General features: G+C 65.1%; 5 protein-coding genes. 3 read left to right on the top strand and 2 right to left on the bottom strand.

What is annotated here, in order from left to right:
* Positions 1–129: 129 nt before the first annotated feature.
* Together KAY22_RS26405 and KAY22_RS26400 are read right to left on the bottom strand one after the other, a co-directional pair.
* On the bottom strand, positions 130–819 hold the full coding sequence (locus KAY22_RS26405) for a helix-turn-helix domain-containing protein (protein ID WP_296626055.1): 690 nt from the start codon (positions 817–819) through the stop codon (positions 130–132).
* 153 nt (positions 820–972) lie between these two features.
* The gene (locus tag KAY22_RS26400; protein WP_296626054.1) at positions 973–1,590 is read right to left on the bottom strand and encodes a DNA-3-methyladenine glycosylase 2 family protein; all 618 of its coding nucleotides are present in this window, start codon (positions 1,588–1,590) and stop codon (positions 973–975) included.
* Between the two features lie 73 nt (positions 1,591–1,663).
* Between KAY22_RS26400 and KAY22_RS26395 the strand changes: the two genes are divergently transcribed.
* The 3 genes from KAY22_RS26395 to KAY22_RS26385 all read left to right on the top strand — a co-directional run.
* On the top strand, positions 1,664–1,981 hold the full coding sequence (locus tag KAY22_RS26395; RefSeq protein ID WP_296626053.1) for a 2Fe-2S iron-sulfur cluster-binding protein: 318 nt from the start codon (positions 1,664–1,666) through the stop codon (positions 1,979–1,981).
* 70 nt (positions 1,982–2,051) lie between these two features.
* Entirely contained in the window at positions 2,052–3,200 is a 1,149-nt protein-coding gene (locus KAY22_RS26390) for a histidine kinase (RefSeq protein ID WP_296626052.1), read from the top strand.
* Positions 3,197–3,452: response regulator (locus tag KAY22_RS26385; RefSeq protein WP_296626051.1), on the top strand; the 256-nt coding region annotated here is incomplete at its 3' end. The genes KAY22_RS26390 and KAY22_RS26385, both read left to right, overlap by 4 nt.

Genomic DNA, 3,452 nt, shown 5'->3' with positions numbered 1-3,452 from the left:
CCCCGAACCCATACCGAAACAAAAACGCTAATTTTGTATCGTCCCCGATTTTGATTTTCTGTCGTCTAGCAGACAGAAGCCACAAGCTTTTTTGCGGGAACGGCAGCGGTTGCGACGAACCGTTTGGGGCTATTTTTGGGGAAGCAGCCGGTCGAAGACGCGGCGCACGCGACCGTAGCAATCGCAACAGGCCTCTTCGAGGCCTTCGCGATCAACCACGGTAATGCCCTCGCGGGTCGATTTGATGAGGCCGGCGGTCTGCAAGGCGCCGGTCACGACGGTCGCGGTCGGCCGCCCGACCCCGAGCATCCGCCCCAGCATGCCGCTGTCGGCAGGAAGCATACCGGTCGCGCCGGTACGGTCGAGGCTCATCAGCAGCCAGCGCGACAGCCGCGCCTCGCTGCTGTGCGACGCGGTGCACAGCGCCGACTGCGCCACCTGCGCGGCATAGGCTTGCACATAGGCGCCCAGCAGGCGGCGGAAGGTGCGGCTGCGGTCGTGAAGATCGATGATCACGCGCGCCGGCAGCACCGCGATCTTGCCAGAGAGTTGGACGACCGCGCGCTCGAACGGCCGGTCATCGCCGATCAGCGCGGTGGCGGCAACGACCCCTTCGCGGCCGACCGTGCCGGTCTCGACCGCGGGCCCCATGTCCTGCGCGGCGCTGTGCGCGACGATCGCGTCATAGGGAAAATAGGCATGTTCGAGCGGCTGGTCGGCTTCATGCAGGACGTCACCGCTGTCGAAATGCTCGACCCGCAGGTCGGCCGCCAGGGCGTCATGGTCTGCCGCATCGAGGGCAGCGAGAATATGGTTCATGCCCCTCCTGCGAAGGTGAAGAGACGCGACAAACGGGACAGCAACCCGCGCGAGGGACACGGGGCAACGCAACAAGCGAACCAACCCCGGTTAAGGTCCGGTTCACATATGTAAGCTGTGCCAAATGCGCGACGAGCCGATTTGTTCCGCTGTCTAAATGACCTCGGTAACATAATGGTGCCACATGAAAACCGCGGCGGCGCCGCGGTGCGGGCGCCATTTTTCGGCGATCTCGCGGGTCAGCTTTTCGCTCGGCTTGCCCTCAAGCCCCATCACTCGCCCGGTTTCGATCTGGACGGCGAGATCGCCGGCCGGCCAGATGTCGGCGCGGCCTTCGGCGAACAGCAGATAGACCTCCGCCGACCAGCGGCCGATGCCGTTTACCCGGGTGAGGAGCGCGATCGCTTCCTCGTCGTCCTGCGGCAGCGCCGCGAAATCCAGCTCGCCGCCCGCCACCAGCCCGGCAAGGCTGCGGCCATAGCTCGCCTTCTGCCGCGACAGGCCGGCGGCGCGCAGCCCCTCGTCGTCCATCGCCAGCAGGCGAAGCGGGTCAGCAATGCCGCCGACTGCGGCGTCGACCTTCTTCCAGATGGCGTCCGCCGCTTTGACCGACACCTGCTGGCCAACGATCGTGCGCAGCAAGGTGGCATAGCCGCGCTCGCGCAGCCGCGGCTCAGGGTAGCCGGCGCGCGCCAGCGCCGCGCCCATCCGCGGCTCGATCGCCGCGATGGCATCGAGCCCCTCGCGCAACTTTTCGCTACTCAGCCCCATCGCCACGCCCGCTTGATTTCACGAGCCCAGCCTAATAGGCGCTGTTCCGCAGTACGTCGACCGGGGAGCCAGCATGCCGAAACTGACCATCGTGAACCGCGCAGGGACCGAGTCCACGATCGAGGCACAGACCGGCCTGTCGGTGATGGAGAATATCCGCGACGCCGGCTTCGACGAGCTGCTGGCGCTGTGCGGCGGCTGCTGCTCCTGCGCCACCTGCCACATCCACATCGACGCCGACTGGACCGACGTGGTCGGCAAGCCCAACGGCGACGAGGACGACCTGCTCGACAGCTCGGACCATCGCAACGCCACCTCGCGCCTGTCCTGCCAGGTCGAGATGACCGACGCGCTCGACGGCCTCAAGGTGATCATCGCACCCGAGGACTAAACGCGGGCATTAAACGGTTCGTCGCACAGCGGCTGTCGCCATCGGCCGCCATCGGGGCTAATGATCCCTGATGGCGTTGACTGGTCTCCGCACCGAAAGCTTCTTTTCCGACAAGAACCGCGCGTTCTGGATTCTCCAGGGCGGCGGCTGGGGTGCCTATTTCGTTCTGCGCGGCCTCGGCGGCCTCGCGAACAAGATGGGCCTGACCTTCATCCTGCCCACCTTCGTCGTCACGCTGACCGGGTTCTCGCTGACCCTGCTGATGGCGGCCGCCTTCCGGCGCATCATCCGCATGAAGCCGATCTGGATGTGGCCGCTCACCATCCTGATCCTCGGCACCGCGGCGCTCCTGTTCTCAGTGATCGAGGTGCGCTTCCACGCCTGGCTCTACGAACCCGGCTGGAACCCCGTCGGCATCGAATTCTTCGGGGCGATCCTGCTCGACCTGTCGGTGCTCGGCGCGTGGACGGCGCTCTATTACGGCATCAATTACTATCTGCTGCTGTCGGCGCAGTCGGAGCGGATGCTCAAGGTCGCCGCACAGGCCAATGCCGCGCAACTGGCGATGCTGCGCTATCAGCTCAACCCGCATTTCCTGTTCAACACGCTCAATTCGATCTCGACGCTGGTGCTGCTGAAACAGACCGAGCGGGCCAACGCGATGCTGTCGCGCCTGTCGTCGTTCCTGCGCTACAGCCTCGTCGGCGACCCGACGCAGATGGTCAGCGTTGCGCAGGAGGTGGAGGCCTTGCGCCAATATCTCGATATCGAACGCATGCGTTTCGAGCAGCGGCTGCGCTTTTCCGTCACCGTCGATCCGCGCGCCGCCCAGGGCCAGGTGCCCTCGCTCCTGCTGCAGCCGCTCGTTGAAAACGCGATCAAATATGCCGTCACCCCGATGGAGGAAGGCGCCGATATCGCCCTCGATGCGCGGGTGGTCAGCGACCGCCTCGTCATCACCCTCACCGACACCGGCCCGGGATTGAATGACACGGCTCCGAAACCCAACTCGTCTTCGGGGGTTGGACTAGCGAACATCAGGGATCGTCTCGCGCAGGCCTATGGCACCGACCACCGTTTCGAACTCGGTCAGAACCAGCCCAACGGCCTGATCGTGACGATCGATATTCCCTATCTGCCGGGTATCGGCGCTGGCGCCCCGTTGGGCGACGGCCGGCCGGCGGCAAGCGCCGCGGCGCAAAAGGAGATTGCCCAGTGAAGATCCGTACGATCCTTGTCGATGACGAAACCCTCGCCATCCAGGGACTCGAGCTGCGCCTGCAGGCTTTCCCCGAGGTCGAGATCGTCGACCGCTGCGCCAACGGGCGCGAGGCGATCCGCTCGATCAAGACGCACAAGCCCGATCTGGTCTTCCTCGACATCCAGATGCCCGGCTTCGACGGATTCTCGGTGGTCTCGGGCCTTGCCGAGGTCGAACCGCCGCTGTTCGTCTTCGTCACCGCCTATAATG

It is taken from the genome of Rhizorhabdus sp. (genome assembly GCF_018006725.1).
Lineage (GTDB): Bacteria > Pseudomonadota > Alphaproteobacteria > Sphingomonadales > Sphingomonadaceae > Rhizorhabdus.
The sequence above is the reverse complement of the archived record's forward strand: the minus strand, read 5'-3'. Positions and strand labels throughout refer to the sequence as shown.

What these genes read in the sequence shown, in the direction of transcription:
- KAY22_RS26405 (WP_296626055.1), bottom strand. Translation starts at nt 819, where the DNA reads ATGAACCATATTCTCGCTGCCCTCGATGCGGCAGACCATGACGCCCTG.
- KAY22_RS26400 (WP_296626054.1), bottom strand. Translation starts at nt 1,590, where the DNA reads ATGGGGCTGAGTAGCGAAAAGTTGCGCGAGGGGCTCGATGCCATCGCG.
- KAY22_RS26395 (WP_296626053.1), top strand. Translation starts at nt 1,664, where the DNA reads ATGCCGAAACTGACCATCGTGAACCGCGCAGGGACCGAGTCCACGATC.
- KAY22_RS26390 (WP_296626052.1), top strand. Translation starts at nt 2,052, where the DNA reads ATGGCGTTGACTGGTCTCCGCACCGAAAGCTTCTTTTCCGACAAGAAC.